This is a genomic window from Flavobacterium gelidilacus DSM 15343, assembly GCF_000422685.1.
Classification (GTDB): domain Bacteria; phylum Bacteroidota; class Bacteroidia; order Flavobacteriales; family Flavobacteriaceae; genus Flavobacterium; species Flavobacterium gelidilacus.
Map to the genome: position 1 here is coordinate 57,139 of NZ_AUGN01000012.1, position 25,699 is coordinate 82,837.

The 25,699-nt window shown below is 28.4% G+C and carries 25 protein-coding genes; 23 read left to right on the top strand and 2 right to left on the bottom strand.

Annotated elements, in window-relative coordinates; genetic code table 11:
- Positions 1-9 precede the first annotated feature (9 nt).
- The 18 genes from G507_RS0107380 to G507_RS16570 all read left to right on the top strand — a co-directional run bounded on the left by G507_RS0107380 (position 10) and on the right by G507_RS16570 (position 21,230).
- Complete coding sequence (locus tag G507_RS0107380; protein ID WP_026716903.1) at positions 10-3,030, top strand: virulence factor SrfB; 3,021 nt, start codon at positions 10-12, stop codon at positions 3,028-3,030.
- Positions 3,031-3,037: 7 nt separating this feature from the next.
- Entirely contained in the window at positions 3,038-5,818 is a 2,781-nt protein-coding gene (locus G507_RS0107385; protein WP_026716904.1) for a virulence factor SrfC family protein, read from the top strand.
- A 4-nt stretch (positions 5,819-5,822) separates the two neighbouring features.
- Positions 5,823-6,578: a hypothetical protein gene (locus tag G507_RS0107390; RefSeq protein ID WP_026716905.1), complete on the top strand. Its 756-nt coding sequence runs from the start codon at positions 5,823-5,825 to the stop codon at positions 6,576-6,578.
- A gap of 2 nt (positions 6,579-6,580) precedes the next feature.
- On the top strand, positions 6,581-7,066 hold the full coding sequence (locus G507_RS0107395; RefSeq protein ID WP_026716906.1) for a hypothetical protein: 486 nt from the start codon (positions 6,581-6,583) through the stop codon (positions 7,064-7,066).
- Positions 7,067-7,068: 2 nt separating this feature from the next.
- Positions 7,069-8,457 (top strand): S8 family peptidase, encoded by a 1,389-nt coding sequence (locus G507_RS16555; RefSeq protein ID WP_035665791.1) that lies wholly within the window; start codon positions 7,069-7,071, stop codon positions 8,455-8,457.
- Between the two features lie 30 nt (positions 8,458-8,487).
- A complete protein-coding gene (locus G507_RS0107405) occupies positions 8,488-9,465 on the top strand; it encodes a hypothetical protein (RefSeq protein ID WP_026716907.1) in 978 nt (325 codons plus the stop codon).
- Between the two features lie 19 nt (positions 9,466-9,484).
- A complete protein-coding gene (locus G507_RS16560; RefSeq protein WP_051191525.1) occupies positions 9,485-10,687 on the top strand; it encodes a TRAFAC clade GTPase domain-containing protein in 1,203 nt (400 codons plus the stop codon).
- A gap of 17 nt (positions 10,688-10,704) precedes the next feature.
- A complete protein-coding gene (locus tag G507_RS0107415; RefSeq protein ID WP_026716908.1) occupies positions 10,705-12,162 on the top strand; it encodes a hypothetical protein in 1,458 nt (485 codons plus the stop codon).
- Positions 12,163-12,182: 20 nt separating this feature from the next.
- A complete protein-coding gene (locus G507_RS0107420) occupies positions 12,183-12,860 on the top strand; it encodes a TrbJ/VirB5 family protein (protein WP_157496509.1) in 678 nt (225 codons plus the stop codon).
- 30 nt (positions 12,861-12,890) lie between these two features.
- Positions 12,891-13,760, top strand: a complete 870-nt coding sequence (locus G507_RS0107425; protein WP_026716910.1) for a hypothetical protein — start codon at positions 12,891-12,893, stop codon at positions 13,758-13,760.
- Between the two features lie 18 nt (positions 13,761-13,778).
- Complete coding sequence (locus G507_RS0107430; protein WP_026716911.1) at positions 13,779-15,089, top strand: hypothetical protein; 1,311 nt, start codon at positions 13,779-13,781, stop codon at positions 15,087-15,089.
- A gap of 20 nt (positions 15,090-15,109) precedes the next feature.
- Positions 15,110-17,191, top strand: coding sequence for an Lcl domain-containing protein (locus tag G507_RS0107435; protein ID WP_026716912.1), 2,082 nt, complete (start codon positions 15,110-15,112; stop codon positions 17,189-17,191).
- Between the two features lie 223 nt (positions 17,192-17,414).
- A complete protein-coding gene (locus G507_RS0107440) occupies positions 17,415-17,822 on the top strand; it encodes a hypothetical protein (RefSeq protein WP_026716913.1) in 408 nt (135 codons plus the stop codon).
- A gap of 239 nt (positions 17,823-18,061) precedes the next feature.
- Positions 18,062-18,631, top strand: a complete 570-nt coding sequence (locus G507_RS17305; RefSeq protein WP_051191526.1) for a hypothetical protein — start codon at positions 18,062-18,064, stop codon at positions 18,629-18,631.
- 77 nt (positions 18,632-18,708) lie between these two features.
- The gene (locus G507_RS0107450; protein ID WP_157496510.1) at positions 18,709-19,272 is read left to right on the top strand and encodes a hypothetical protein; all 564 of its coding nucleotides are present in this window, start codon (positions 18,709-18,711) and stop codon (positions 19,270-19,272) included.
- 107 nt (positions 19,273-19,379) lie between these two features.
- On the top strand, positions 19,380-20,441 hold the full coding sequence (locus G507_RS0107455) for a hypothetical protein (RefSeq protein WP_026716915.1): 1,062 nt from the start codon (positions 19,380-19,382) through the stop codon (positions 20,439-20,441).
- A 46-nt stretch (positions 20,442-20,487) separates the two neighbouring features.
- Entirely contained in the window at positions 20,488-20,808 is a 321-nt protein-coding gene (locus G507_RS0107460; RefSeq protein ID WP_157496511.1) for a hypothetical protein, read from the top strand.
- Positions 20,809-20,978: 170 nt separating this feature from the next.
- The gene (locus G507_RS16570; RefSeq protein ID WP_051191528.1) at positions 20,979-21,230 is read left to right on the top strand and encodes a hypothetical protein; all 252 of its coding nucleotides are present in this window, start codon (positions 20,979-20,981) and stop codon (positions 21,228-21,230) included.
- 403 nt (positions 21,231-21,633) lie between these two features.
- Here the strand turns inward: G507_RS16570 and G507_RS0107470 are convergent, their stop codons facing one another.
- Complete coding sequence (locus G507_RS0107470) at positions 21,634-21,813, bottom strand: hypothetical protein (RefSeq protein WP_157496512.1); 180 nt, start codon at positions 21,811-21,813, stop codon at positions 21,634-21,636.
- A gap of 318 nt (positions 21,814-22,131) precedes the next feature.
- Here G507_RS0107470 and G507_RS0107475 point away from each other — a divergent pair, with 318 nt between their 5' ends.
- The 3 genes from G507_RS0107475 to G507_RS17995 all read left to right on the top strand — a co-directional run bounded on the left by G507_RS0107475 (position 22,132) and on the right by G507_RS17995 (position 23,743).
- Complete coding sequence (locus G507_RS0107475; protein ID WP_026716918.1) at positions 22,132-22,971, top strand: hypothetical protein; 840 nt, start codon at positions 22,132-22,134, stop codon at positions 22,969-22,971.
- Between the two features lie 88 nt (positions 22,972-23,059).
- Positions 23,060-23,626, top strand: coding sequence for a hypothetical protein (locus tag G507_RS0107480; protein WP_157496513.1), 567 nt, complete (start codon positions 23,060-23,062; stop codon positions 23,624-23,626).
- 48 nt (positions 23,627-23,674) lie between these two features.
- Positions 23,675-23,743 carry a DUF4113 domain-containing protein gene (locus G507_RS17995; RefSeq protein ID WP_157496514.1) on the top strand — a complete coding sequence of 23 codons (69 nt, stop codon included), beginning with the start codon at positions 23,675-23,677 and terminating at the stop codon, positions 23,741-23,743.
- Between the two features lie 103 nt (positions 23,744-23,846).
- Here the strand turns inward: G507_RS17995 and G507_RS17820 are convergent, their stop codons facing one another.
- The gene (locus G507_RS17820) at positions 23,847-24,071 is read right to left on the bottom strand and encodes a hypothetical protein (RefSeq protein ID WP_026716920.1); all 225 of its coding nucleotides are present in this window, start codon (positions 24,069-24,071) and stop codon (positions 23,847-23,849) included.
- On the opposite strand from G507_RS17820, the gene G507_RS0107490 reads away from it, so the two are divergent.
- Together G507_RS0107490 and G507_RS16575 are read left to right on the top strand one after the other, a co-directional pair.
- On the top strand, positions 23,971-25,224 hold the full coding sequence (locus G507_RS0107490) for a T9SS type A sorting domain-containing protein (protein ID WP_245575605.1): 1,254 nt from the start codon (positions 23,971-23,973) through the stop codon (positions 25,222-25,224). The two genes, G507_RS17820 and G507_RS0107490, sit on opposite strands and share 101 nt — an antisense overlap.
- 182 nt (positions 25,225-25,406) lie before the next feature.
- On the top strand, positions 25,407-25,699 hold a 293-nt coding region (locus tag G507_RS16575; protein WP_026716922.1), incomplete at its 3' end, for a hypothetical protein.

Below are 25,699 nucleotides of genomic sequence, written 5' to 3' on the forward strand. Positions count from 1 at the left end.
CCACATTTAATGAAAAGAATATCACTTATCTCTAATTCAAGTATTCAGTATCATAAATTTGAAGCTGATATTAATTTAGATTTTGCTAAAAACAATAAATTATATTTTCACCAACCATTTGATTCTAATATTTTAGATTTTACCTTAGACCCTTTGTTCAAAGTTACTATTGAAGGGGATATTTTTTTTTATAGAAAACAGGAATTAATAGACAAGGACTTCATTGTAAACAATAAGTTAAAGGATGATGTTGATTTAAATAGTTGTAAAGTAATTGCGGATTATTATGAAACAAACAATCTTAAAAAAGCCTTAAAACATTTTAAGAAGAAGTGGATTCCCTTACCATATTTTAAAGACAATTCTATCAATAAAGACCTAATGTATCCTACAGATTGGGTACGTTTATATTTTGATTGCGATGACGAATATAATAAGATCAGTTTAGTACTTGCAATAGATACCACTTTAGCAAAAAATGAAACTGATAAAACAGGACCTCAATTAAGTTTAAATCCGGAGGAAAATATCTTCAAAATTCATACAAATGAGATAAATATTAGTAACTTTTTATTTAATACTAATGCAGCTACATCATGGATTGAAAGTTATTTAGCAGATACGTTTTATGGAAAAAATGAAGAATTAAGATACGAACAACCAATAAAACAATACGTTTCCCATTATATACAATTATTAAAATGGATAGATAGCTTAAAAGAAACTCCAGAAATTCAATTGTTTACAGATGACACAAAGAAAATACCTGTTGACTTAGTAATCGATATTGGAAATTCAGCAACATGTGCATTGCTTTTTGAAAATCAAAACGATGAAAATTTTAATTTTAAAAAAGTAAAAAAAATAATAATTCAAGACTATTCTAATCCACAAGTAGAATACAATCAACCTTTTCCAATGAATGTTGTATTCAGTGAATCTGTTTTTGGAAATATAAACAAAGAAAAATACCATAATAATAAATTTACGGTACCAAGTTTTGTTAGGATTGGTTTTGAAGCAGAAAACTTAATTAATAATGCCAATCTTAACCTTAACCTTGGTTATGAATTAAAAACCCATAATTCAAGCCCTAAGCGATATTTATGGGATACCAATCCTGCTGAGAGTGAATGGGAATTTTACCCTACCAATAATTCCAATAAAATAAAAAAAGTATACTTAAGCGGTATTTCGGAGCAATTGAAAATGGATGGTGCCTTAACAAATGGAGATGTTTTTGGTTCAAAATCATTGTTCTCTAGAAATTCACTAATGAAGTTTGTCTTTTTGGAAGTTTTAATTCATGCTTATGTTCAAATAAATTCTTATAAGTTCAGAGAAGATCATGAAAATCTTACAATACCGAGAACTTTAAAAAGAATAACTATTTCTTGCCCTACAGGGATGATTCAATATGAACAAATTGCTTTGAGAAAAGCTGCTGAAGATGCATGTAAATTATTGAATAATTATGTTAAATTTTATTTTGATTCCAACGATAATAAATTCTGGTTTGAATTACCTGAGATAATACCTTCAATAAACGATATAGCAAAAAAACTTCCTAATTTAGAAGAAAGAAAAGATTGGACGTATGATGAAGCGACTAGTTGTCAATTGGTATTTATTTACAGTTTATTATCAAAAAAATTGCAAGGAAATAATTATGTAATTAATAATTATTTGTTTAAAAATAAAGACAAACTAACAGTAGGTTCTATAGATATTGGTGCTGGTACAACCGACGTTATGATAAATAATTATTCACTTAACAGTGAAAACAAAACTATAAATATCAAACCAGATCCATTGTATTGGGATAGTTTTAAATTGGCTGGGGATGATTTATTAAAAGAAATTATCCAACAAATAATAATTGAAGGTGAAGTAAAATCAAATTTAGATGAAGGTTGTACTGGAGTTATTGAAAATTACGCAAAAGCAATTGGAGTAGAAAATATATCTGAAAAGTTAAATGGCTTTTTTGGACAAGACACTAATAATATTGGATACATAGCTAAAATGATGCGTAAAGCTTTTATTCACCAAGTAGCAATTCCAATTGCAATGTATTATTTGAATAATGCAAATACAAATGAGAAGAGTTCAGTATCATTCGAACAAATAATTGATAAAGAATTTAACAACAAAGAATTAGTTCTATATTTCGAAAAACATTTTGGTTTCAACTTCTTAGATATAAAATGGACCATTAGCGCACACAAAATAAATGCCATTACAAGTTCTGTTTTTGATAGTTTAATAAAACAACTTTGCTTAGTATTAAACCAATACCAATGTGATTATATTGTGCTTTCAGGAAAACCTTGCTCACTAAATAGTATAGAGGAACTTTTTCTAAAATATTTAGCAACTTCTCCCAATAATCTAATTAATTTAAATAAATATTGGATAGGAAAATGGTTCCCTTTCTCAGACGATAATGGATTTGTAAAAGACCCAAAAACAATGGTTAGTGTAGGGGCTATTATTGCACTTATGGCAGGTAAACTGAAAAAGATTAATGATTTGAATTTAGATACAGAACTCTTAAAGCAAAAATTAATTTCAACAGCGGATTATATTGTTAAAAGCAATTTCAGTACTAAAGAAGTTATACTATCTCCTAAGAAAAATGAAAATACAATACTAATTAATGCTTTGCCGTATCATTTTGGTTATGCTAAGTATATTTCTAAGAATTATCCTGTTTCAGATTTATACAGTATTAGTCTTGATGATAAACAAATGTCCAATACCATAAAAACACGTTACCCTAATAAAGAAGATGTGTTTTATGCAGAACAACTTAGTATAGAGAAAAATAAAATTTATCAAAACCTACCATTAAAAATAACATTATCAAGGGATATTGACGAATCGAAAGAACAATTAAAAATTGAGAGCGTTGAAGATAATGAAGGAAATGATAAATCAAATAAATACTTCAAGCTTAACTACCAAACTTTAGATAATGAAAATGGATATTGGTTAGATACTTGTGAGTTTATTTTAAATGCTAGATAATTACAATATGAAACATTACTCAGAACAAGATATAGCACTTTTAAAAGAGAACATTAATTCAAATAGTATTAAGTTGACCGAAACAGTAAACTGGGCAGAAGACAACTTAAAATATGAAGAAAAAAACGCACTTATATTAAAACTTAAAAATGCTTTAAATACATTTAATAAGGTTTCAAAAAATATTGATTCAAAACCTGTTATTGCTGTTTTTGGAGGTAGTCAAGTGGGTAAGTCCTATCTTATAAAAAACCTATTAAGTCGAAAGGGTCAACCATTTGTTATTAGAAATAATGACAAAGAGTATGATTTTCTTAAAGATATTAATCCTCCGGGGGTTGGAGCAGAAAGTACTGGTGTAGTAACCAGGTTTACTGTAGATAATGAAGTGAAGTTTCAGGAGTTTCCAATACAAATAAAACTACTTTCTTCAAAAGATATTTTGATTATTATTCTGGATTCCTTTTTTTTAGATCTGAAAAAAATAACTGATTTTGTTAACAGTAAAGATTTAAATCTACATATCCAGAAATTTGAATCAAAGTTTACTAATTCGAAACAAAATGTGCTTTCTGAATATGATATTTTAGAACTTAAAGAATATTTTGAAAATCATTTAAGCAAACATACTATCATGTTTGTAGGCTTAAATGAATCACGTTTTTTTGAACGAATTGGTAAAATTATTAGTGGTTTTGAGTATCATGAATGGACAGCTATATTTGAAGTATTATGGAATAAAAATCAACATCTCTCCACACTTTTTTCAAAATTAATTTCAGACTTAAAAATACTAAATTTTGATACTGTAGCTTATTTATCTTTTAAAGAAGTACTTCGTGGTGAAGGAGAAGTTCTAGATGTAAAGAGATTGAAAGAATTATACTCCTGTGATAAATTCACCACTATTAAAAAAGAAAATGGAGAAGAAATAAAAATAAATTTATCATTAATCACTGCCCTTACAGCTGAGCTTGTATTTTCAATTCCAAATGAACTTACAGAGAGTAAAGAATTTCTAAAAAATTCAGATTTACTTGACTTTCCAGGAGCGAGAAGCAGGTTGGCTATAGAAAGTGAAGATATTGATGATGAAATTATTCCAGACATGTTATTGAGAGGAAAAGTATCTTATTTATTCAACAAATATTCAGACGATTTCAATATAAATAATCTTTTGTTTTGTACGAATGATAAACAACTAGATGTAAATGAAATTCCAACTTTATTATTCAATTGGATAACTAAAAATATTGGAGCTAGTGCTTATGACAGAAATAATGCATTAAAAGATGCAAATATTCCTCCATTATTTGTGATTTTTACCTTTTTTAACAATCAATTGAAATTTGATACAACTAATGATTTCGAATATACAAATGATGTTCAAAAATTAGATTACAAATGGGACACTAGATTTAATCGTTTTTTTGAAAATGAAATAGTAACTCAAACTAAAAATTGGCATGTTGATTGGACTAAAGATAAACAAAATTTCAAAAACTTTTATTTACTTAGAGATTTCAAATACTCAACAGATTCTTTTGAGGGATTTGAAGAAGTAGGCTATGAAGTTGAAATTAGAGAAGAACGTAAAACATATTTACATAAATTAAAAGAATCCTTTTTAAACTTCAAATTTGTTCAAAATCATTTTGACTCACCCGAACAAAACTGGAATTTAGCAACGGATTTAAATAACGACGGTTCAGAGTTAATTATAAGCAATTTAAAGCAAGTTTCAAATAATCTAACAAAAACAAATCACTACATAAATAAATTAAATAATCTTGTTATTGATTTAAGAAAAGAATTAAACAATCATTTGCATTCAGATGACTTAAATATACTTAGAGCTAATAGTATGAAAAGCGTAAATGAAATTCAATTTTCATTGAACTCGATATTAGCAAAAGATATAAATGCATTTAATAAATTAATTAAACAACTTTCTGTAAAACCTGTTGAGGTATTCAACATACTGCATGATAATTTTGTAGTAAATTTAAGTGAACAAAATGCATCAAATTTTAATGAATCTAGTATATTATTTGAAAGTTATCCAGAATTAAAAACTTTAAAATCGTATGAAGAGGTTATTGAAACTTTAAAACAGCGTTTATGGCTTTCCTCAAATGAAGAGGTGGAAAAATTTCTATTAGAAAAAGGAATTAAGAAAGAAAATCTGTTTCAAAACAAAGAGATTAAATCGAAAGCACAGTTTTATACAGAATTATTATTTAATTACTGGGAAGAAAAATTAAGCAACAACTCTAATTTTGATTATTTCATAAATAATGGTATAAGTAAAAATAGTATAGCTTTTTTAGGAAATCATTTTTTCAAAATCATTCAAAATAGAGGATTAAAAGATAAGTCAGAACGCATTTTGAATGATGTTGTTTCAGAACTTTTCATTGATAAAGATATAGAAGAATTTTTAGCGGAAACATTTACATTGTTAATAAATGATATTGTCATCAACTTTGATGCTAACTATTTTACTTCCGAGGAATTAATTGAAATAGAAAACTTAAAGCTAAATAGTAACTTTAAATATTATAATGAAGTAATTAAAATAGATTCTCAAACAATTCAAAATTTGTTTGAGAATAATACTGATGAATTATCTAGCGTAAATCGAATCGTTTTGGATAAGTATAACAAGTGGATTGAATATTTAAGAATATCGTTATTAGTTAGTTGTGGTTTTGTTAGTTATGATGAACAAGCTAATAACCAATTAAAAGGATTAATTAATGACTTTAATGAATTCAAACTAAATTAATACGATGAATAAATTCCATCAAATACCTACAGACACATTTGTTCCTGTGTCGCACGACAACAGTTATTTATTTAATCATTATGATAAAGTGGCTAATTTTTTAGCATTTAATCTCGAGAAGAACTATAAAAACATTTTAGCAAAACCAATACAAAATGCATATATGTTTGACTGGTTTTCTACTTATGAAAATTTGATTAATATCAACGAAAAAAGCAAAGTAGAGGCAGAAGAACAATTAATTAAATACTGGGAATTTTTAGAAGTAATCAATGCTAAAATAAAGCAACTGTCAGCCTCTAATGAAGAGAACAATATAAACTGGGCTAACCTTTTAAAAAAAGTTTTCAATCATACTGACAATTTTATATTTTCAAATGGTAAAGATATTTGTATTGTTTGGGGTTGGAAATTTGATAACTCAAAAAATTATAAACCAAATATTGTAATTGATCCAAGTAAAAAAGATGAAATTCAAATTAACTATCCAATATATAATCCAGACAGTATTACAGAAGACAGTATTATTTCTGAGGATAGTCCTGAAGACCTAGAAATTCAAGAGTTTATAGAAGAAGAAGTAAATACTTTTGAAGATGTTATTGTAGAAGATATTATAGAAACTGAAAAAGAAGAAGAATCAAGTTTTTTAAATTTCTTAAAATGGTTTGCTTCTAACTATTGGTGGTTACTTTTAGTTCTAGCGGCTTTAATAATTCTAGTTTTCGTGTACAAAACAATAATTTATAATGCTATATAAGGATGAAAGACTTTTTTTATAAATACTGGTATCTTTTCTATATATTGTTTTTTCTTTTATTAGGCATTTTAATTTATGCTTTATTTTGGGAACCAAATTTAGATAGTTATAACAAAAAAATTAACGACTTAAACCAACGTCTAATCGAATGTGAAAATAGGGTCATAATTGACACAACAGCTGTTGACCAAAAAATTATTGATTGTGATGCTACTGTAAAATCTGGCGGTCAGGGAATAACTGAAAACATTCATGATTTAGGGAATAAAAAAGGTAAAGTTATAGTAGAGTTTGATATGAATAGAATTCCTGATGAATTGATTGTATATCTTGATGATAAAGTGGTTACGTCAACGAATGGTTTAGTAAGTGGACGAGGTTACGTTGAGTTTAATTTTGACCCTACTACATCTAAATCTTGTAAAATAGTTGTACAAGCACCACAAGAGAACACAGAGTGGCAATATTTAGTTAACTGTCCAAAATAAATATGAATACAAAGCCTAAATTTCCGTTTTCTTATTATATAGTCTTATTCTTTGGATTTGTACTGATGGTTTTGTTTTGGATTATAGTTTTAAAAAGTTGGAATAATTTAAATCACAATTCTTTTTCTAATGCTACTAACTTATCAGAAGTGGAGTATTGGCAGCAAGAATATATGCCAGAGCAAATAGCTCAAATTATTCCTATTGATACTTCTAAAATCATTACAGATTCTTTAAATCAAAGAAAGATAGTAGCAGATTTGGTGAATATTGCAATAAAAAGCTCTCCAAATTCTATAGCAAAATTTGCCAATGATTTAAAAGAAAAATACCCATCAGATACATATAAAATTATTTATATAGATAGTGTGGTAAATCGCTTACAGGTTCAACTACCAGAAGAGGATAGAATAAATTTCAAAAGTGAAGTAAAAGTTAAATTAGACAAATATAAACTTTTGGTTTGGGACGAAACCTTATTTGATTACGTTAAAACTTTTAATGATCCTAAGTTAAATGATAGAAGTGCTGGATGGTACCTAAAAGCAATTAATATTAATAAAGCATGGGAACAAACGACAGGAGATAAAAGTATTACTATTGCTGTTATTGATAATGGTTTCGACTTAAATCATCCTGAATTAAAAGGGAAAGCTATCAAGCCTTATAACGTAATTGATAAATCTAACAATGTTAGTCCTAGTAATACCAATCACGGAACACATGTGTCTTCAACGATTGTTGCTAATGGTAACAACAACCAAGGTTTAGTAGGCGTTTGTCCTGATTGTTCGTTTATGCCAATTAAAGTGGAAGATCAAAATGGGATGATGACTAATACTTACATAATAGATGCAATTTTATACGCAATTAAAAATAATGCAGATGTGATTAACTTATCGCTAGGAATGCAAGTACCAATAGGTTTAAATATTCCACTCCAAGAACAAAAGGAATACATTAATTCAAATGCAAAAGATGAGGAAGAATTCTGGAACGATTTATTCAATTATGCAAATGAGAAAAATGTAACCTGTGTTTTAGCAGCAGGGAACAGCAATATAATGACAGGTTTCGACCCATTTCAAAGAGCAAGTTCTACTATAAAAGTTGGGGCAATAAATCAAAATGGTGAGAAAGCTGACTTTTCAAATTTTGGTAGTAATACAACTATTTATGCTCCAGGAACAAATATTTATGGTGCTAAACCAGGTAATAAGTATGAAGTCTTAGAAGGAACAAGCATGGCAGCACCTATTGTATCTGGATTTATAGGATTAATAAAATCGAGAAACAAAAACATTTCAAGTCAAGAAATTAGCAGAATTTTAAATGCAAACTCAATATTAAAAAATAACCTCAAAACCTTAGACATTATAACAAGCATCTAGTAGTTATAAAATCATTTAAATTAGTAATTAATGAAACAACAAAATTTTTTATTCGTAGACATAGTTTCTTCAATTTTTCTTTTAATAATCCTAGTAGCCAATTTTATGGGATTATTATATATCACAGACGGAAATATTGTAATGAGCCTATTAGGTAGCATGTTCTTAGTAGTTTGCTACTTCTTTGTAATACAATTATTAAAGAAAAATAAAGAAGAAATGATTAAAAAGAAATTCCTTCATTCTTCATTACTTTTTTGGGTTTTCTTTATATTATTAGCATTTGTGAGTTTCAATTTGATGTCACATTTTATTAATATTGAATACAAAGTTAAATCAAAAATTCAGCAAGAAGCAACAACAAAAATTGATTTAGTTGACAATGCTGCTTTGCTATATAAAACCAGAGCTAATCAAGATATTCAAAATTTTGAATCAAAACTAGATAGTTTACTTAAACAATATAAAGTAACCAAAAGCAATGTTATAAAAAGTAAATTGGAGGCAAGCCCTTATAATATGAATTCTAATTTATTAAACAATCCTGAATATCTTAATCCACAAAGTTTAGTCTTAGCTAAAGCTACTCCGTTTCAACTGAAAATAGATAACAATATTAAAAACATCGATTCAACTCTAAATTTAAATAATAAAAAATATCTTAGCGTTTTTAACAATTGGAAACGTTTAAGCTTGGTAAATTCTTATACCAAACTTAACGAGTATGTAGAAAATAGTGTAGATTTAATCAATTCTAAAGTTGTTGAATTGCCACTAGACAATAGTAAAATTATTGTAGAGTTCGATAAAGAACAATTGCCTCTAAACAAACCAAGTGAATTAAATATTTTGTACCCTCCAAACTATACAATTCCTTTAATTGCTGTTTTAATAATACATTTGTTTATTTTAATTCCTTTTTTTACAGAAAAAATTAAAGCTTATCAAGTTAAAAGCGATAGAGGTGTTTTAGACCCATTAGAAATTGAAAATGTAAGAGAAATTTAATTATTTAAAAATTAGAAAAATGACCGAAATTAAAAAAAACAATATACTGATTAACTGCAATACAATACCAGTTAAAAACATTCTTGATATAATAAAGAACGGAGAAATTACATTAGACGAGTTCATAACAGCTGGCTTAAGCCAAGAAACTATAAAAGATGTTGTTTTAATGCAAGCTAAAGTTAAAACAGAAACAAAAACACAAGAAGATATAGAAGCTTTAGAAAAACAAAAACAAATTAATATTGACAAAATTATTAAAGGGAAAATTTTTGCTGAAGAAATAAAAGGATTAATAAATAAAAAAGCCATTACTTTTGATGATATTAGTGATGCCGGGGTAGCACCCAAAATAGTTAATGCTTTAAAATATTATTGCAGTGCAGAAAAAATTACTAGAAGTTATTCTGTAGAAGATCTTCCGTCAATGGAAGAAGGTAGAACAGACGTATATTTTGTAGGACTTAAAGGCTCAGGGAAGTCAACAATGATAGCAGGTTTACTAAATATAGCTCATAGTACTGGGGTTCTATTACCTGATTCCTATCATGCAGCTGGATTAACATTTCAAACTAATTTAATTCAAGATTTAACTAGGGGTGTTTTACCATTAGCTACGCCAAGCGGATCTTATAACTATATTGCTGCTTCACTAAATGATGCAAATAACAAAAGACATCCTTTAAATATTGTTGATGTTCCGGGTGAATTATATAATTCTATCCAGGATAATGCTGAAGTATCAAAGTTTTTAAAATATATTAATAATAATAATAAGAAAATTTTAATTTTTGTTATTGATTCGTTAGAACATGAAAATAGCAGTTCAAACAATACTTACGATCAATCAGTTGTTTTTCCTAATATTTTGCAAATATTTAATGCAAATGGTGTTTTAGCAAAAACTGATGCAATTTATTTAGTAGTTAATAAATTTGATGCTATTAAAGATTCTAAATATGCTTATGATGATAGACCGAATGGTGATCTTGCTCTCGATTTTTTGAATCAAGATTTCTTAAGTTTAAAAAACAACTGCTTAGCAGCTAGAGAAGATAATAAAAATTCAATTAAGATAAAAGTGATGCCATTTTCAATAGGGAGCATTTCATATGGTTCTATATTGAATACTTTGGAAAAGGATTTTGCAAAAACAATTGTCAATCAAATAACAAAAGATTCTTTTGTTATCAGGGGTGGTGCTGGCAAAGTATTTAATTAATTTTAATTATAAAAAGAATGAATACATTTGGATTAATAATTCACGGAACAACAAAAGGTGTTGATGATTTATACGTTTCTGAAAATTTTAAAGAAATAAAACAAAGTGAAGATATTGAAAAAACAGTTATTGATGAACGGAATCTTTCTACAAAGCTAGCTAATCAATCAGATGTCTATACTTTGCAGCTTACATCAAATTATAGAGTTTATTCATTAGTTGTAACTGATGCCTATTTAACCGATTTAGTTGGTCGAGCGGGTTTTTATGCAATTAGGTTATATGTGCCTAAAAAATATCCATTACCTAATATAGAAAATTTTTTACAAAAAATTAATACTAAATATTTAGAATTTGAAAATAATGAAACTCCAAAAGAGAATCAAAATTATGATGATTTATTAAAATTTGATTTACTATTAGAGATTAAGCAGCAAAACTTTATTCATTTAAATTCTAATGAAGATGCTTTTTGTTACTATAACCCAATAAACTCTAATCTAAGTACCGTTTTTAATAGTAAAAATTTACCTTTTTTTAAAAATGTATATGCTTTTAACGAAGAAAAAGCACTTTCTCCAGAAATAATAAAATCTTTAGGATTAAAGTCATTTAATGAAACCAACGAACATATAAAAGAGGTTCTTTTATATAATAACGATAGAGTGTTAAAAGAGCTTAAAATTAATAATATTTTAGTTGATTTTAACAAAAATGAAACAGAATTAAATGTGCTTCTAAAGGAAGGAGATGTTTTAGAATATAACACAACAGATGAACCAAAATTTCAACAAGGTTTTGGATTGATTGTTACAATATCAAAAAAATATGTAGCACCACCAAAACCACCAAAGCCCCCAAAAAGCTCTAATAAGCCTGATTTTTTTAAAGAATACGGCATTTATATTTTAATGATGATAATGGTTGTTGTTATTGGTTATTATTCATGGACTATTTTCTTCCCTAAACCGGAGCCTGTTTCTAATACACTAACCGGTAAAGAAATTGTCCCAATAGAAGATGTTAAAAACGATACCATAAGTACTATTCTATTTGAAATTGATAGCACACAAAATCCTAAAAAAGTCTATAAAACAAATTATCCAAAATTAGAAAAATATCGTTTTAGTGTTGACAACAACAAATGGTCTTTCAAAAATACTGAAAGAAATAACACTTATGTCGTTTTCTTTAAAACCAATTTAGATGATATTATTAAAAAAGACACATTAGATTTTAATGACGATAAAAAGAAAGAGTTCTTTAAAAATTTAGAAGATAAAGCGGGAGTTAAAATTGAAGAGAAAGAAATAGTAATAGAAACAAATAAAGAGGCTTCGAAAAAAGAAACAGTAAAACAAACCAGCACAAAGGGCAAGAATGAAAACTCCACTGATACTAAACAAACTCCTAATAAAAATCAAGAATCCCCTGAAAAAAATATATTAAAAAAAAGGAAAACAATTGACAAATAGGGAAATTAGAAAAACTAAATATGATAAAAATAACAGATAAAAACAGAAGCGGTATTATTTTAGGAGGAATTCTTCTGATAGGTATTTTGCTTATAGGGTTCGTCATGTATTTTGAAAATGATGAGGTCGAAAGTATGAATAAAGTAAACGATCCTGCCCCAACAAATGTTAAAGCCTTAGAGAGTTTAATTAGCAATCTTAAAACTCAAAAATTTGATGCAAGTAATTATGCATCAATAGCTTCAGAAATAAATGGTTCACATACAGAAGGTTTAATAACAGGCTCTGCAAAGAACAACCTCTTAAACAATTTAAATACTGCTTATGCAGATTTAGTTTATGCAAAATGTGAAGGCTATTTAAATACTAATAGTAATCATACAAGTGGGGATATTTTTAAGTGGCTAACTCAATTAGAAAATATAATATCAAAAAATCGAAGAATAGAGTATTATCGTGGTCAAATAAAAGCTTATGATCATTATGCAGTTTCTTTGCCAAACAAAATAAATAATTTTTGTAGATTGGGTAATTTTGATGAGGAGAAGTACCTTAAACTAAAGAATGAAATGAATGAAATGTCAAGTTTAGATAATAAATACAAAAGCAAATCTAAGTTTATAAATATTAAATTAGAAAATATAAATATGTTAGAAAATGCTTATAGAGATTGGATAGAAATTGATAGTGATTTTTAATAAAATAATAACTTTAAAAAAAATTAAGTAATGATAAAATATATTACAATAATAACTTTGATTTTTTCAATCAATTCATTTTCTCAAAAGAATAATGATAAAACAAAAAAACAGAATAGTGAAATTTCAAATTTAAACGAAGAATTACCAAAAAAATCAGCTTCAATTATTGAAATGCAAAAAATTGAAATATTAAAATTAAAAAGTATAATTCAAAAAACAAACGAGCATTATTTAAAAGAATCTTTTGATGAATTATTTACTGACAAGTATTTTGAAACAAGAGATTTATCAATAAATAACGATAAAGAAAATTTTATACTTTCTGGAGTATTAATTAATAGTATGGAAATTGAAGCTAATGAGAAAGAACAAAAAACTTGTGAAATAGCTAAATCATTTAATTCGAACTACTTAGCGCTTTTAGAAATTAGGGAAAATGTGTTAAATAAAAAGTTTGATGAATTAAAAGTTAATGAAAGCATAGATAGAATTAATAAATTGCCACAACTAGATGCAAAATCAAAATTGAATAATAGAAAAAGTAGTATACTTGGTTTATTGACAACATATAAAGAAAACACCTGTGCACTGAGAAAAAAATTAGATGAATACAGAGAAAAAAAAGATCAAGGTGCAATTTCTTCTTTGTATGATAAATTAGGAAAGGATGAAAAATTCAGAGATTATCCTTATTTGTTGGATGTTATAGCTAAAATTAAAAAAGATGTAACTAGTTATAAAGGAGACAATGATTTAATATCTTGTGTGCAAGAAACGGTAGTTAAGGAAAATATTGAAATACAAGATAAGAAGGAAGACATAAAAGAAACTAATAAAGAAGATGACAAAGTCAAAAAAGAAGCCCCAAAAGAGCTTAAACAAGAAGACAATAAATAGTATAAAAACATGTAAATTATGAATAAATTAAAATGGTTTTTGCTAATTTTATTTTTTATTGTTCAAAATTCATTTTGTCAAAAAACAGAAGATTTGAATTATGAAAATGCAAAAAAAGCATACTTAGAAAATAATTATACAACTGCAAATTCGTATATTAAGCAATCTAAAATAGCTTATAAATCTGTGCCTCCAAAAGTTTCTTATTTAGAAATAATGATTAAAGATGAATTAATTAAATCAAATCCTTACGAAGATTATTCTTTATTAGATGAAACTAGAAATTTAGTAAACATTTATTTAAAAAAATATCAAAATTTAAATGGTAGAAACTATAAAGATGTTGAGCAAGTTGCAAATAGATTAATTTCTTTGCCAAAAGATTTGACCACTTTTAATTATCAGAAAGAAAAAAAAATAAAAGAAGAAGAATTAGAAAAAGAACGGATTAAAATTGAAGCTGCTGAAAGAAAAGAAAAATTAGAAAGAGAGGCAAAAGCTAAAGAGGAGAGAGAAAGAGTATTACGAGTTGAGGCTTTAGAAAGGGAAAAATTAAACAGTTTAATAAATGAACGCAGAATAAAGTTAGCACCGTATGCTAAAGCGATAAGAATTAGTGATTATGAATTAAGTGAATTAAGTGAATTAGAATTTATTCATAGATTAAATAAAGCCAAAGAAGACTTAGTAAAAATAGAGAAAGAAGAAGCCAAGGTCGATGAAATCAGAATTCAGCGGTCTATAAAATTAAAGCCTTATAACAGTCAGGTTAGTTACAGCGTAATAAATAGTCTAGGAACTTATTCATCTTCGGAATTTGATGAAATTTACAACAAAGCGAAAAAAGATTTTAAAGCGACCAAGAAAAGAAACAAACCAAACTTAAGACCTTTCTCAAGTTTAGGTTTTCAAAGTGGTGAGATAGCAAATTACGGATTGATATATGAAAGCGGGGGTAAAACTGCGATAGGATTTAGACTTTCTGCTAGAACAAGTTTAACACCAGAAGAAGATATTTTAAATGGTACAATCATAAAAAATAAAACAGAAATAGAATTAGGTCCAAATATCAAAATATTTAAAAGACTTTACCTAAACTTGGGTGCTGGTTATGGATATTATGACAGAATAATTAATAATGATTATTCTAATGAAATTAGTTTAGAAAAAACAGGGTATTCTGTTGCAACAACAGGTTTAATGATTCGTCTAAGTGGAGTAATAAATATTAACGGAGGCGTATCATTTATGGATATTGAAAAGGACTTTTATAAACCTGAAGTTACTTTTGGTATTTCTTTTAATTTAAAAGGAAGATATAAATATTAAATAACAGTAATCGATTTAAAATGGAAAAAATATTCAAATCAAAAACAGAATTAATTATTATGACTTTTTTTGTATTAATAATTAGTTGTACGAATGAATTCGATTATGGTAACTTACAAAATGCTGTTAAAACAGATGACTTTTTTGATGTAACGCAAACAACGGTAAGTGTTTCAGGAAATGTATTAACTGACAATGGATCAAATTTGACGGCAAGAGGCATTTGTTATGGTATCGATTATAATCCAACTATATTAGGTCAAAAGAAAATATACAGCAACTCTACTTTGGGTAATTATACATGTATGATAGATAACCTATCACCAAGTACAACATACTTTGCAAGAGCTTACGCAACTAATAGTGATGGTACTGCTTATGGAAAGTCAATTTCGTTTACGACACTTCAAGCTACAATACCTATAATTTCATTGACAACAGAAGCAAATCTAATTACCGCTACTACAGTTAAAACAGGAGGAATTATAACGAATAGTGGTGCTTCAGCGGTCACAAGTCGTGGTGTTTGTTATAGTAATACTATAACATCTCCAACTATCGCTAATACTAAAACAAATGATGGAACAGGAATAGGAACTTTTGTTAGTTCATTAACAGGTTTAACCCCTAATACAACTTATTATATTAGAGCTTATGCAACAAATGCTATTGGAACAGCTTATGGAGATATAAAGTCTTTTACAACGACATCCGCAACAATTGCAACAGGCCTTACAACAACGGCTATTTCAATAATAACACAAACTTCAGCGAATAGTGGTGGAAATATAGCAGGAGATGGTGGAGCTACAATTACTTCAAGAGGTGTATGTTGGAGTAATACAACTTCAAGTCCAACAACTTCAAATTCAAAAACCACAGACGGTAATGGAATAGGTACGTTTTCTAGCAACATGACAAGTTTATTACCTGGCACTACATATTATGTTAGAGCTTATGCTACTAATAGCGCAGGTACTGCTTATGGAAGCACTAAAACATTTACTACCCTTTATCCAACTATTCCAACTGGTATGACCACTAATTCTGTTTCAAATATAATGCAAACTACAGCAACAAGTGGTGGAAATAGTACTGGTGATGGTGGTGCATCAATTACATCAAGGGGTGTATGCTGGAGTAATACTACTTCTAGTCCCTCAATTAATAATTCAAAAACTATAGATGGTAGTGGAATAGGAAGTTTTACTAGTAATTTGACAAGTTTATTACCGGGCACAACTTATTATGTTAGAGCTTATGCTACAAATAGTGCTGGTACTGCTTATGGTACTGCAAAAATATTTACAACATCTTCCGCAACAATACCAACAGGAATAACGACGTTTAACTCGTCCTCAATATCGCAAAACACTGCAACTAATGGAGGAAGTATTGCTACAGACGGCGGATCCTCAATTACTTCAAGAGGAGTCTGCTGGAGTACCACGACCACTAGTCCTACAATAGCTAATTCAAAAACAATTAATGGTTCAGGAACAGGGTCTTTTTCAAGTTCTTTAACAGGATTAAATCCTAATACTACTTATTATGTTAGAGCATATGCAACCAATAATATAGGAACGGCATATGGTAACTCAACTTCATTTACTACTCTGCCTAATTTATCTGTAGGTCAACCTTATCAAGGAGGTATAATTGCATATATATATGTTTCTGGTGATAGCGGTTATGTGGCTGGACAAACTCATGGCTTAATAGCTACAACATCAAATCAAAGTTCTAGTGCTCAATGGGGATGTTCAGGAACATCAATAAACGGTACAAGTACATCATTTGGAACAGGCCTATCAAGTACTACAGCTATTGTAAATGGTTGTACTTCAACAACTATAGCAGCTGCAATATGTAATAACTTATCATCAGGAGGCTTTTCAGATTGGTATTTGCCAAGTAGAGATGAATTATATAAGCTTTATTTGAATAGATCTGCGATAGGTGGATTTAATAATGCTTCTTATTGGAGTGCTTCACAAGCAACAGCAACAACTTCATGGAGTGTCAATTTCAGCTCCGACGGCTCAAACAATACGGGCCCGAAATCAAGTTTGCTTTCAGTTAGAGCAATTAGAAAGTTTTAATTTAATAATAGATGGGCAAAATGATGACAGTTTCTCTTTTCATATAATTGACTAAGAAATGATATCGTTCGTATACAACCTTGCTATTTATTAAACTATAAAACACCAAGTAGATATGGAGAAGAAAATTAAATTAGCATTAGAATAAAAATTAAACTATAAAAACTAATTCAGTGGAATATACTCTGTAAACCATTTATATAATTTTAAATACTCAACCATTATGAAAAACATTTTTACCTTTTTTGTTTTAATCTTTATAACAACAACAGTCAAGGCACAAATCGGATCTACAAAATCAAAAATAATACAAGAAAATAAAAACTATTCAATAGAAAAAACTGACGATGGAACAGATTATATTTCCTTTGTTGTTGAATTTGAAAACTACAATCAACAGGTAGCATGCTATCTCACGGAAAAAGAAGCAAATAAAGAACAATTGTGCTTCAGAGTTTTAATGATAGAACCAAGTTCAGAAACAAACAATTGGATAAGATTTTTTAATGAGCAAAACTTTGTAAAATTAGCTGGAATGACTTGGAAAGACTATGAACATTCAATAGTATATGAAGTTGTTGTTAAAGATGGAAATTGTCTAGTTCACAAATATTATGACACAAAATTATAAAGAATGTTCTTCAAGTATTATTTTTTTGTTTGGGTTCACAATATCCTGTCGGAGACAAACCTTTTGATTTTGTAAAAACAACTTTTTGTGAAAATTTACGCACCTTCAGAGCGTAAATTTAAACTCGCTAACAATTATAAAAAAAAAACATTTCTAAGATTTTAAATTTATTTTGTACTTGTTTATACGTTAACAAAAAATAATATTATAAATATATAATTAGTAAAAAACAATACAATATGAAAATAGCAATAGCATTACTAATTTTAGTTATGACATTTTCCTGTAAAAATGAAAAACAACCAACTAATATAAATAGTAATCAAATAAATGATACAATTTCTAAGATAGAACATAAAGCTGACAAAATAGAGTTTGAAGAAAATCTTTACTATAAGTATTGTAATGTTAGATATGACTTTTGCATAGATTATCCCAAAAATTTTATTTCTCAAGGAGAATCATATAATGGCGATGGTCAGGTATTTATATCAAAAGATAAGAAAGCGCAAATAAGTACTTTTGGCAGCATGAGTCTTGTCGATGTAACGCCAACAATTAAGCATGTTTTTGATATGTCAAATAACGATAAAAGAATTACTTATAAAGTATTAAAAAAAGATTATTTTATTGTTTCAGGCTTCAATGAAAATGGCGATATATTTTATCAAAAGACTTTGTCCAAAAAAGTTGAAAATTCTAATAACAATAACCAACCTGATTTTTATCAGACTTTAATGATTACATATCCAAAAAATCAATCTGATATTTATGCAGAATATTGTAAAAAAATAGCCAGATTTTTTTAATTTCAGAATTTAAAAAATTATTAATTGAAATCTGCAGATAAAATAACATTCAAATGAATATGAATATGAAAATTTTGATGGTACTCACTTTTACTTTATTATTTGTTTTTTGTACAAATAAAAATAATCCATATAAAACTGAGCATAAATCAGCTATTAAAACAAAGTTTAAAACTTGGCAAAAAAAGCAAATTGAAAAGGGAATTTACTTAGACTCTATAAGATGCAGTTGGAGCTATTTTCAAGATAATGATCCCGAAATGACATCTTTGTTGCCAACTATTGGTTTCCCAGAAGATTCTTTATTGGTTTATCATTACGGCTACATTAATGATGATGCAATTTTGGATGCAATTGTTGTTTATAACTTAGTAGCATGTGATGGTGCTGCTGCTTTAAATTATGCTCAAAATGAAATTATAGTACTGTCAAATAGTAAACAAGAGTATAAAATAAAAGAAGATTATTTTGAAAAAATTAGAAATAAAATAGGCTTCGGAAATTTGTATTTAGATAGTATAAATAATGAAAAAGCTTTTGCAACTTATCAAGATTATTTAGAAGATGATCCAAGATGTTGCCCAAGTATTATCAAAAGTATTGAAATAAACTTGATGACAGACAAATACATAATTAAATAGTAAGAAGGGTATTTTAATCAAACTTTATAAATTCAACAATTTATTATGTATTGTTAGAATAAGAAAATGTATTTGCAAAATCCATATCGGTACTTTAAAACTTTATTATGAACCAAAACCAAAAAAAACTACTGTCAAAATTAGGAGAACTATTTCAGGTCGAATACATAAAAAACACAAGAGAAGGCTTAATTGCAGCCATCTCAAATATGGATTTAGAGGCAATTGCTAAGGTTTTAGATGATGAAGGAACATACCAAGATACCACAAAAACAATTTATTTAGAAAAGCTAAGAGAAGGCTTTGATCAATTTAGAAAAGGAGACGATTTCTTAATACCATACGAAGGAGGTTGTATTTCCGAAGAGTGTAACAACAAAACAAAAAAAGGAGTCGCTTTCGTAGGTAATAATACAGGTAGACACTTAACGTTAATTATCGAACTATTCGAAAAAGAAACCATTAAAGACATATACCATTGTTACAGTTTCTGCCCAAACAACTTTGAATTAGATGAAAATGCTCGCAACATAAATTGTAGAGTTTATTCAGATGAAAAAGTATATTTTAATAAATCAGCAACATTCATTAAAAACAATAGCCAAGCCGTTAGAGCTATTAATGAACTAAAAAGATACGAGAACCAAGTAATAAATGGTGACATACTAAAAAATTGGCAAAATAAGCATAAAGATTTATACGACAATTTAGTATGGACAATGCAGTATAAAAACCTAGATGAGTTTGCTAAGTATTTTAGTGATATTTCAACATTAGTTGAGTATTTAAAATGCGAAGAAGAAGCAGCAACCTCAATTCAGGAGTATAATAATTTAGATCTTTCTAATGAAATTAATCTACTGCATTGGTTGATTAAATATGAAAACTTATACCATAACTTAATTTTATTACCTGGAGAAACAATCACAGAAAAAGGCTTAGAAGCTAGTAAAGAAAAATTACATAAAAATTTGAACGTGTATTTTGATACAAACATATTCAAAAATGCATTGTACTTTATAGATTTATTTTTTGACAAACACAGTGTCAAATTTAAGAAATACAATACGTTAACCGCACAAGAATGGGATGACCTAGTGCCGTTTAGCGATGAATACCAAAAATTAAGTGGTTTAGAATATCACTTGAAAAAGAGAGGAATTTTATAAATAACGCAAAGTGTTCAATTAAACAATTAATCTAAAGCTCAAGATAATGGAAAAGCTCTATTCAATAGTAATCTTAATCACTTTTACTGTAATTATTGTCAAAGTATATAACTTGTTTTTCAAAAATGATAAGGAAAAGCAGAAAGCAACAAAAGGTGAAAAAGCTGCTACAGAAAATTCAAAATCAGACCAAAATCCAATTCCAACAAACAAGAATAAATGGCTATACCCTTCAGATAATTTTGGAAATTTAGAAAAGGGTACGGTTTATAATTCCATTACTTTCAATAAAGAAAGTGAGGATAAGAACACAAGCCAAAAGAAAATGAAGATTCTAACGAATGAGAAAGGTAATGAAAATATATAAATTCAATAAAAGTAAAGAAAGATAAAAATCACAAAGATCAAAAACTTTAATAGGGAATTTACTTATTTAAACCAATCATTTGAAAAAAAAATAGAATTGGAAACTTAAATCTCAACAATTAGAAATAAACAACGATGCTTCTATCCAAGAAAAAATTTTACTTAATTCTAATGTTAGCACTCTTTTCAATTAACAATGTAAAGGCAGGCCGTTGCACTGGTTCAAGTAACTGCAAAGCTTGTACAACATGTAACTATTGTAAACATTGTAATGATAACGGTGGCACCTGTGGTGTTTGTGATGGTGGTGATTCAAAGACTTCAAATAGCGAGGATAACAATTCAAGCAATGGCTTTGGTAAAATGGCAATAGTTGGTGGTGGTGCATATTTGTTATACAGGACTTTTAGAAAAAAAAAATAAATTCATCGTTTTAGTTTTTTTGTGTTTTAATCCTGGAGGAGAAAAAATAAAAATAGATGGACTTATTTTTCGATTAATTGAAATGATTCTCACTGTTACCAGATTTGTCAAATGTTGTTGACTTAGTCAAATGTATTTAGATCCTAACGAATTTCTATAATGTTTGGTTTGATTAGCTTTTAATTATTTAGGCTTATATTAGGCACGTATTTAATACGTTTAGCCTTAAATAACGGAACTTTTTTATCATTTTCAAAACTTGAAACTTAAGGTTTCAACTAACATTAAATCACTAATTTGTTAGCTTCTTTCAAAAAAAGAACATGAATTTAGTGCAATAACTAGAAAAAATAAAATAGGGAATGAAAAAGAATTGTTTTTCATTCCCTAAAAACAGCAACAACTACGGTTTTTTTGGTGGAGGAATATGACCACCTTGACCACCACTTTCAGGCAGCGTATCGCCGACTTTTTGAAATAGATTGTTTTCAATTGTTTTTGTAGTGAATCGCTCAAGTGACGTATCATCATTAGAACAAGAGGCGAAAGCTGAAAGTACAGCTAAAAAGAGTATTTTCTTCATGGGTTTACTTTTTAAAATTGACATGTAAATAGCTGCTCGAGGTATTCTCGAAAAAAATAACAGCTGGGCTTTTGGATCTTGATCCAAAATGTTTTAGGGAAGTCAAATGAGCTTTAACAGAATTTAGTTTTATACTTCCCTTGATAAAATTTCAAGTCTGTTAAGCATCATTTTTAAGAAGTAGTTTTGTACATTTGTTCCTATCGCGAAATCGAACAAGAACTAATTCTGAGGCAAAGTAAATAGGCTTTATAGCTATTTACAGAAGGTGATTCCGGTAATTCCGATAATGAGTATTAATTCCGATGAATTCCAAAAATGAGTGTAACTATTGATGATTATATCCGTTCAATCAAAGAAGAAATAATAATTGCTAGACAGAATGACCTTAAAGGGTTCTTAGTAAAACCATCACCTGCGCAACTACGAAATTTATGTTTACTTTTATTTGAGGAAGGATTGAATAATAATGATAATGTGATTTTCGAAAGCTTTTTTAGCGCAACTAAAGAAGATGATTTAAAAAAGAAAATAGAAAATGTGGATATTGATAAATTCAGACCTATTAGAAATTTAATAGAAGGCTCAATTGAAAGTCCGTCCATTATTAATTTAGAAATGGTAGCTATTCTTATTTCTTTTAAAAAACGACCTTATAAAAATTATTCTAAAGGATATGAAGTAGAGAAAAAAAACTGGGAAGTAAAGAATGAAATCTCTCCAAAAACATTTGATGAAGAATCAATTCAGTTGATTCACAAAAAAAGTAAATTAAAGAAAATGATGTTTGGCGGATTGGGACTGGTAGCTATATCTGCAGTTGGAATTATAGGAAATTCTTATAATTCAAAGAATGATTTTCAATGCATGCAATGGCAAATTGACCATTATGAGAAAGTAGATTGTGAAATGAAAAATGTCTTAGGAACATTCAGCGCAAATCACATTGAAGTTATTAATAAAAAGGCTATTGATTTAAAAAAGATTAATGTTACCCCAGAAACTACTTTTTTTTATAAGAATAAAGCAGCAATTTATTATTATAAAGTCAACGACTCGGTGGTTGAATACTATAATGGACCAGGTTTTCACCCTCTAGTAGAAAAACCTTTAAAACCTATCACAAAATATATTATTAAAAAATATATTAAAAAATAAGAACTATGTGGTTTTCCTCAAACTTACTATTAGTTAAGTTTCTACTTTTACTACGACCTTAAATTAAATTATAATATCTCCAAAAATTATGAACAAAGCATCTTTTAAAATCCGTAAGTCCAAACTCAAAAATGAGTTAGCAAACATGCGTAAAGCTTATAGAGCCATTTCAAAAAGAACTGCTTCCAGAGTTTTGGAAATGACCATAACAGACAATCTATTAACGCTGGTAATTCCTGGGGCTAAATTAGAAGTGCCATGTGAAACATTCAGCACAGCAAAAGCTACCATAGATTTCCTATATTTTTATGATATAATTAAAACTTGGGAGGGTCTTTTAATTGAAATTAATTTCATAGAGGATGAAATGCAAATAGGAAAAACGAAAATAAAAGTACAGACTACTTTTTTTGAAAACGATTCTATTTTAAGGAGCATTAAATTACCTTTAAATTACACTGACTGGCACTTGTTGAAGTTAGAACAAAGAGGATATACAATTGAAGAACTTCGATTTAATAAACTAAATGGCGAAGTGGAAAACGCACATCACAGGCTAAAATATAATGTAAGCTATATTAAAGATGTACTGGGTATATATGGTATTAGTAGTAAAGAAATTTTAGATTTAATAGAACAAAAAATAAAATTATAACCAATAGCATTAAAAACTAAGTGTAATTATCATTTCTAATTTTGAAAAATGAAACAAGAAAAATTATCCAAATCCTACACCACAAAACTAAACGAAGTAATCACAATAAATATTTAACCATTACGGTTTTCCTCATTTTTAAATAAATTATTTTATGTATTATTGTAAATGATAATTTCATACATGTCTATCTCAATTAGTAGAGATATGTATAACTAAATCATACATATACAGCAGATGGCTGCAGAGAAGTAGTAGATATATTACCTATAAACGTAAGTTTTATTCCACTCACGTCTCCAGTAATTACAGGAAAAACGGCTATTTGTAAGGGTAGTGGTGCTATTGTTTTAACGGTACCTGCTGCCTCAAATACAACATACACATGGCAAGTAAGTGCTAACGGAGGCACAACCTTTACAACAATTCCTGGTAATACTACCATGACCTACAATCCTCCTACGACAGGTAATTATATATTTAGTGTGGTGGCTAATAGTGGGGGTTGTAGTAGCGCACTTACAACACATTCGGTAATGGTGTATCAAACACCTAATTTTCCACTTCTAGCAATTACTAATGTGCTATGCAACCCATATCAAGTAACGGTTTCGGTTACTAATCCCCAAACCGATGTGGTGTATATTTGGAGTAATGGAACTATAGGTACAACTGCTATTTCCTACCACGACGGACCGCTACAAGTTCGTGCCGAATTATTGGGTTGTAGTAGAACCAACCAAATCGATTTACCCGTTGATCTCAACAGTCATAAATGGTTGTTTCCAAACGGTTGTTATGACTTTTGTAATAGAGACAATTTTAATGGATATATTATTGGACCAAATGAAGATTTAAATGAATGGATTTGGACTACTCCTAATGGGGAGGAATCAGGCAGTGGATTTATGTCTGATGTAAATGTAGGAAATGGTGAATATCTACAATTTTTAGATAGTGGATATTGTCATGAAACATTTGGAACAGCCCAGATAAAAGTAGATCGTTGTGACAAATGTGACATCAATATAACTGATGTTATGGAACTTTACTGTGATCAAATCAGCAATAAACAGGTATATTACGTTAGTTTTGCCATTGACAATGCAATAGGCAATACATTATATACCACGTTAACTGCTCCTAATGGAGAAGGCTATTTTAGCCCTAGTACAATAACCTTAAATGGAGGTACCACAGTTTACACAGGATATTTTATCCCTAACAATGGGTTTAATGGAGGTAATATAGTTGTGAATCTGAATAGTACAGATGGCAAAGAATTGAATTGCCTGGATACTAGTAGTTTAGATTTTATGAGTTGCAATGTTCCAAGAATGGCACCTCCAAAAAATAAAATAGCCTTGGCTCCTAATCCTGCATCATACACTACAACAGTTTATTATGAATTAGTAGCAAAAGGCACTATTCAATTAATACTAACAGATGCCATGGGAAGAGAATTATATACTACTATGCGTGTCGAAAACAAAGGAAGCATCGAGTTAGACATCAGCCAATGGTCAAAAGGCTATTATATCATAAAATTAATGCAAAACGGCGAAACACTATTTAATGAAAAACTACTAAAAAACTAAATAAACTGTAGAAACTGAAAGTCGTAATTTTCGACTTTCAGTTTTTTTTCTTATTATTTTTCGTATTTTTAAAAACTATTAAAACACGCAACATGAAATCAAAACTACCCATATCCCATTACCTATTCCCGATAGCCATATTCTTATTACCCATAACCTTGTTCTCTCAAAGCTTCCAATGGTTGCAATCTGGAGGAGGGATTAATTCAATCTCTAAAAAAGAAGAAGTGGTAGATGTAGTAACCGATAGTCAACGTAATATTTATGTGCTATCGGTAATTACAATGGATAATGTAAATGTTAATAATGGTGCACCAGTAGCAGTAACAACTTATGAAGCAAACCCTAATCGCAATGATTTTATTTTAATAAGTTATACATGTAATGGAACATATCGATGGCATAAAGTTTTTGGAGGAGGGAGTTTTGACTTCCCATCTGGCATTGTGATAGATAGTCAAAACAATGTTTATGT

Bases quoted from the DNA above. Each gene is read 5' to 3' on its own strand.
- G507_RS0107380 (WP_026716903.1), top strand. From the start codon at position 10: ATGAAAAGAATATCACTTATCTCTAATTCAAGTATTCAGTATCATAAA.
- G507_RS0107385 (WP_026716904.1), top strand. From the start codon at position 3,038: ATGAAACATTACTCAGAACAAGATATAGCACTTTTAAAAGAGAACATT.
- G507_RS0107390 (WP_026716905.1), top strand. From the start codon at position 5,823: ATGAATAAATTCCATCAAATACCTACAGACACATTTGTTCCTGTGTCG.
- G507_RS0107395 (WP_026716906.1), top strand. From the start codon at position 6,581: ATGAAAGACTTTTTTTATAAATACTGGTATCTTTTCTATATATTGTTT.
- G507_RS16555 (WP_035665791.1), top strand. From the start codon at position 7,069: ATGAATACAAAGCCTAAATTTCCGTTTTCTTATTATATAGTCTTATTC.
- G507_RS0107405 (WP_026716907.1), top strand. From the start codon at position 8,488: ATGAAACAACAAAATTTTTTATTCGTAGACATAGTTTCTTCAATTTTT.
- G507_RS16560 (WP_051191525.1), top strand. From the start codon at position 9,485: ATGACCGAAATTAAAAAAAACAATATACTGATTAACTGCAATACAATA.
- G507_RS0107415 (WP_026716908.1), top strand. From the start codon at position 10,705: ATGAATACATTTGGATTAATAATTCACGGAACAACAAAAGGTGTTGAT.
- G507_RS0107420 (WP_157496509.1), top strand. From the start codon at position 12,183: ATGATAAAAATAACAGATAAAAACAGAAGCGGTATTATTTTAGGAGGA.
- G507_RS0107425 (WP_026716910.1), top strand. From the start codon at position 12,891: ATGATAAAATATATTACAATAATAACTTTGATTTTTTCAATCAATTCA.
- G507_RS0107430 (WP_026716911.1), top strand. From the start codon at position 13,779: ATGAATAAATTAAAATGGTTTTTGCTAATTTTATTTTTTATTGTTCAA.
- G507_RS0107435 (WP_026716912.1), top strand. From the start codon at position 15,110: ATGGAAAAAATATTCAAATCAAAAACAGAATTAATTATTATGACTTTT.
- G507_RS0107440 (WP_026716913.1), top strand. From the start codon at position 17,415: ATGAAAAACATTTTTACCTTTTTTGTTTTAATCTTTATAACAACAACA.
- G507_RS17305 (WP_051191526.1), top strand. From the start codon at position 18,062: ATGAAAATAGCAATAGCATTACTAATTTTAGTTATGACATTTTCCTGT.
- G507_RS0107450 (WP_157496510.1), top strand. From the start codon at position 18,709: ATGGTACTCACTTTTACTTTATTATTTGTTTTTTGTACAAATAAAAAT.
- G507_RS0107455 (WP_026716915.1), top strand. From the start codon at position 19,380: ATGAACCAAAACCAAAAAAAACTACTGTCAAAATTAGGAGAACTATTT.
- G507_RS0107460 (WP_157496511.1), top strand. From the start codon at position 20,488: ATGGAAAAGCTCTATTCAATAGTAATCTTAATCACTTTTACTGTAATT.
- G507_RS16570 (WP_051191528.1), top strand. From the start codon at position 20,979: ATGTTAGCACTCTTTTCAATTAACAATGTAAAGGCAGGCCGTTGCACT.
- G507_RS0107470 (WP_157496512.1), bottom strand. From the start codon at position 21,813: ATGAAGAAAATACTCTTTTTAGCTGTACTTTCAGCTTTCGCCTCTTGT.
- G507_RS0107475 (WP_026716918.1), top strand. From the start codon at position 22,132: ATGAGTGTAACTATTGATGATTATATCCGTTCAATCAAAGAAGAAATA.
- G507_RS0107480 (WP_157496513.1), top strand. From the start codon at position 23,060: ATGAACAAAGCATCTTTTAAAATCCGTAAGTCCAAACTCAAAAATGAG.
- G507_RS17820 (WP_026716920.1), bottom strand. From the start codon at position 24,071: ATGGTAGTATTACCAGGAATTGTTGTAAAGGTTGTGCCTCCGTTAGCA.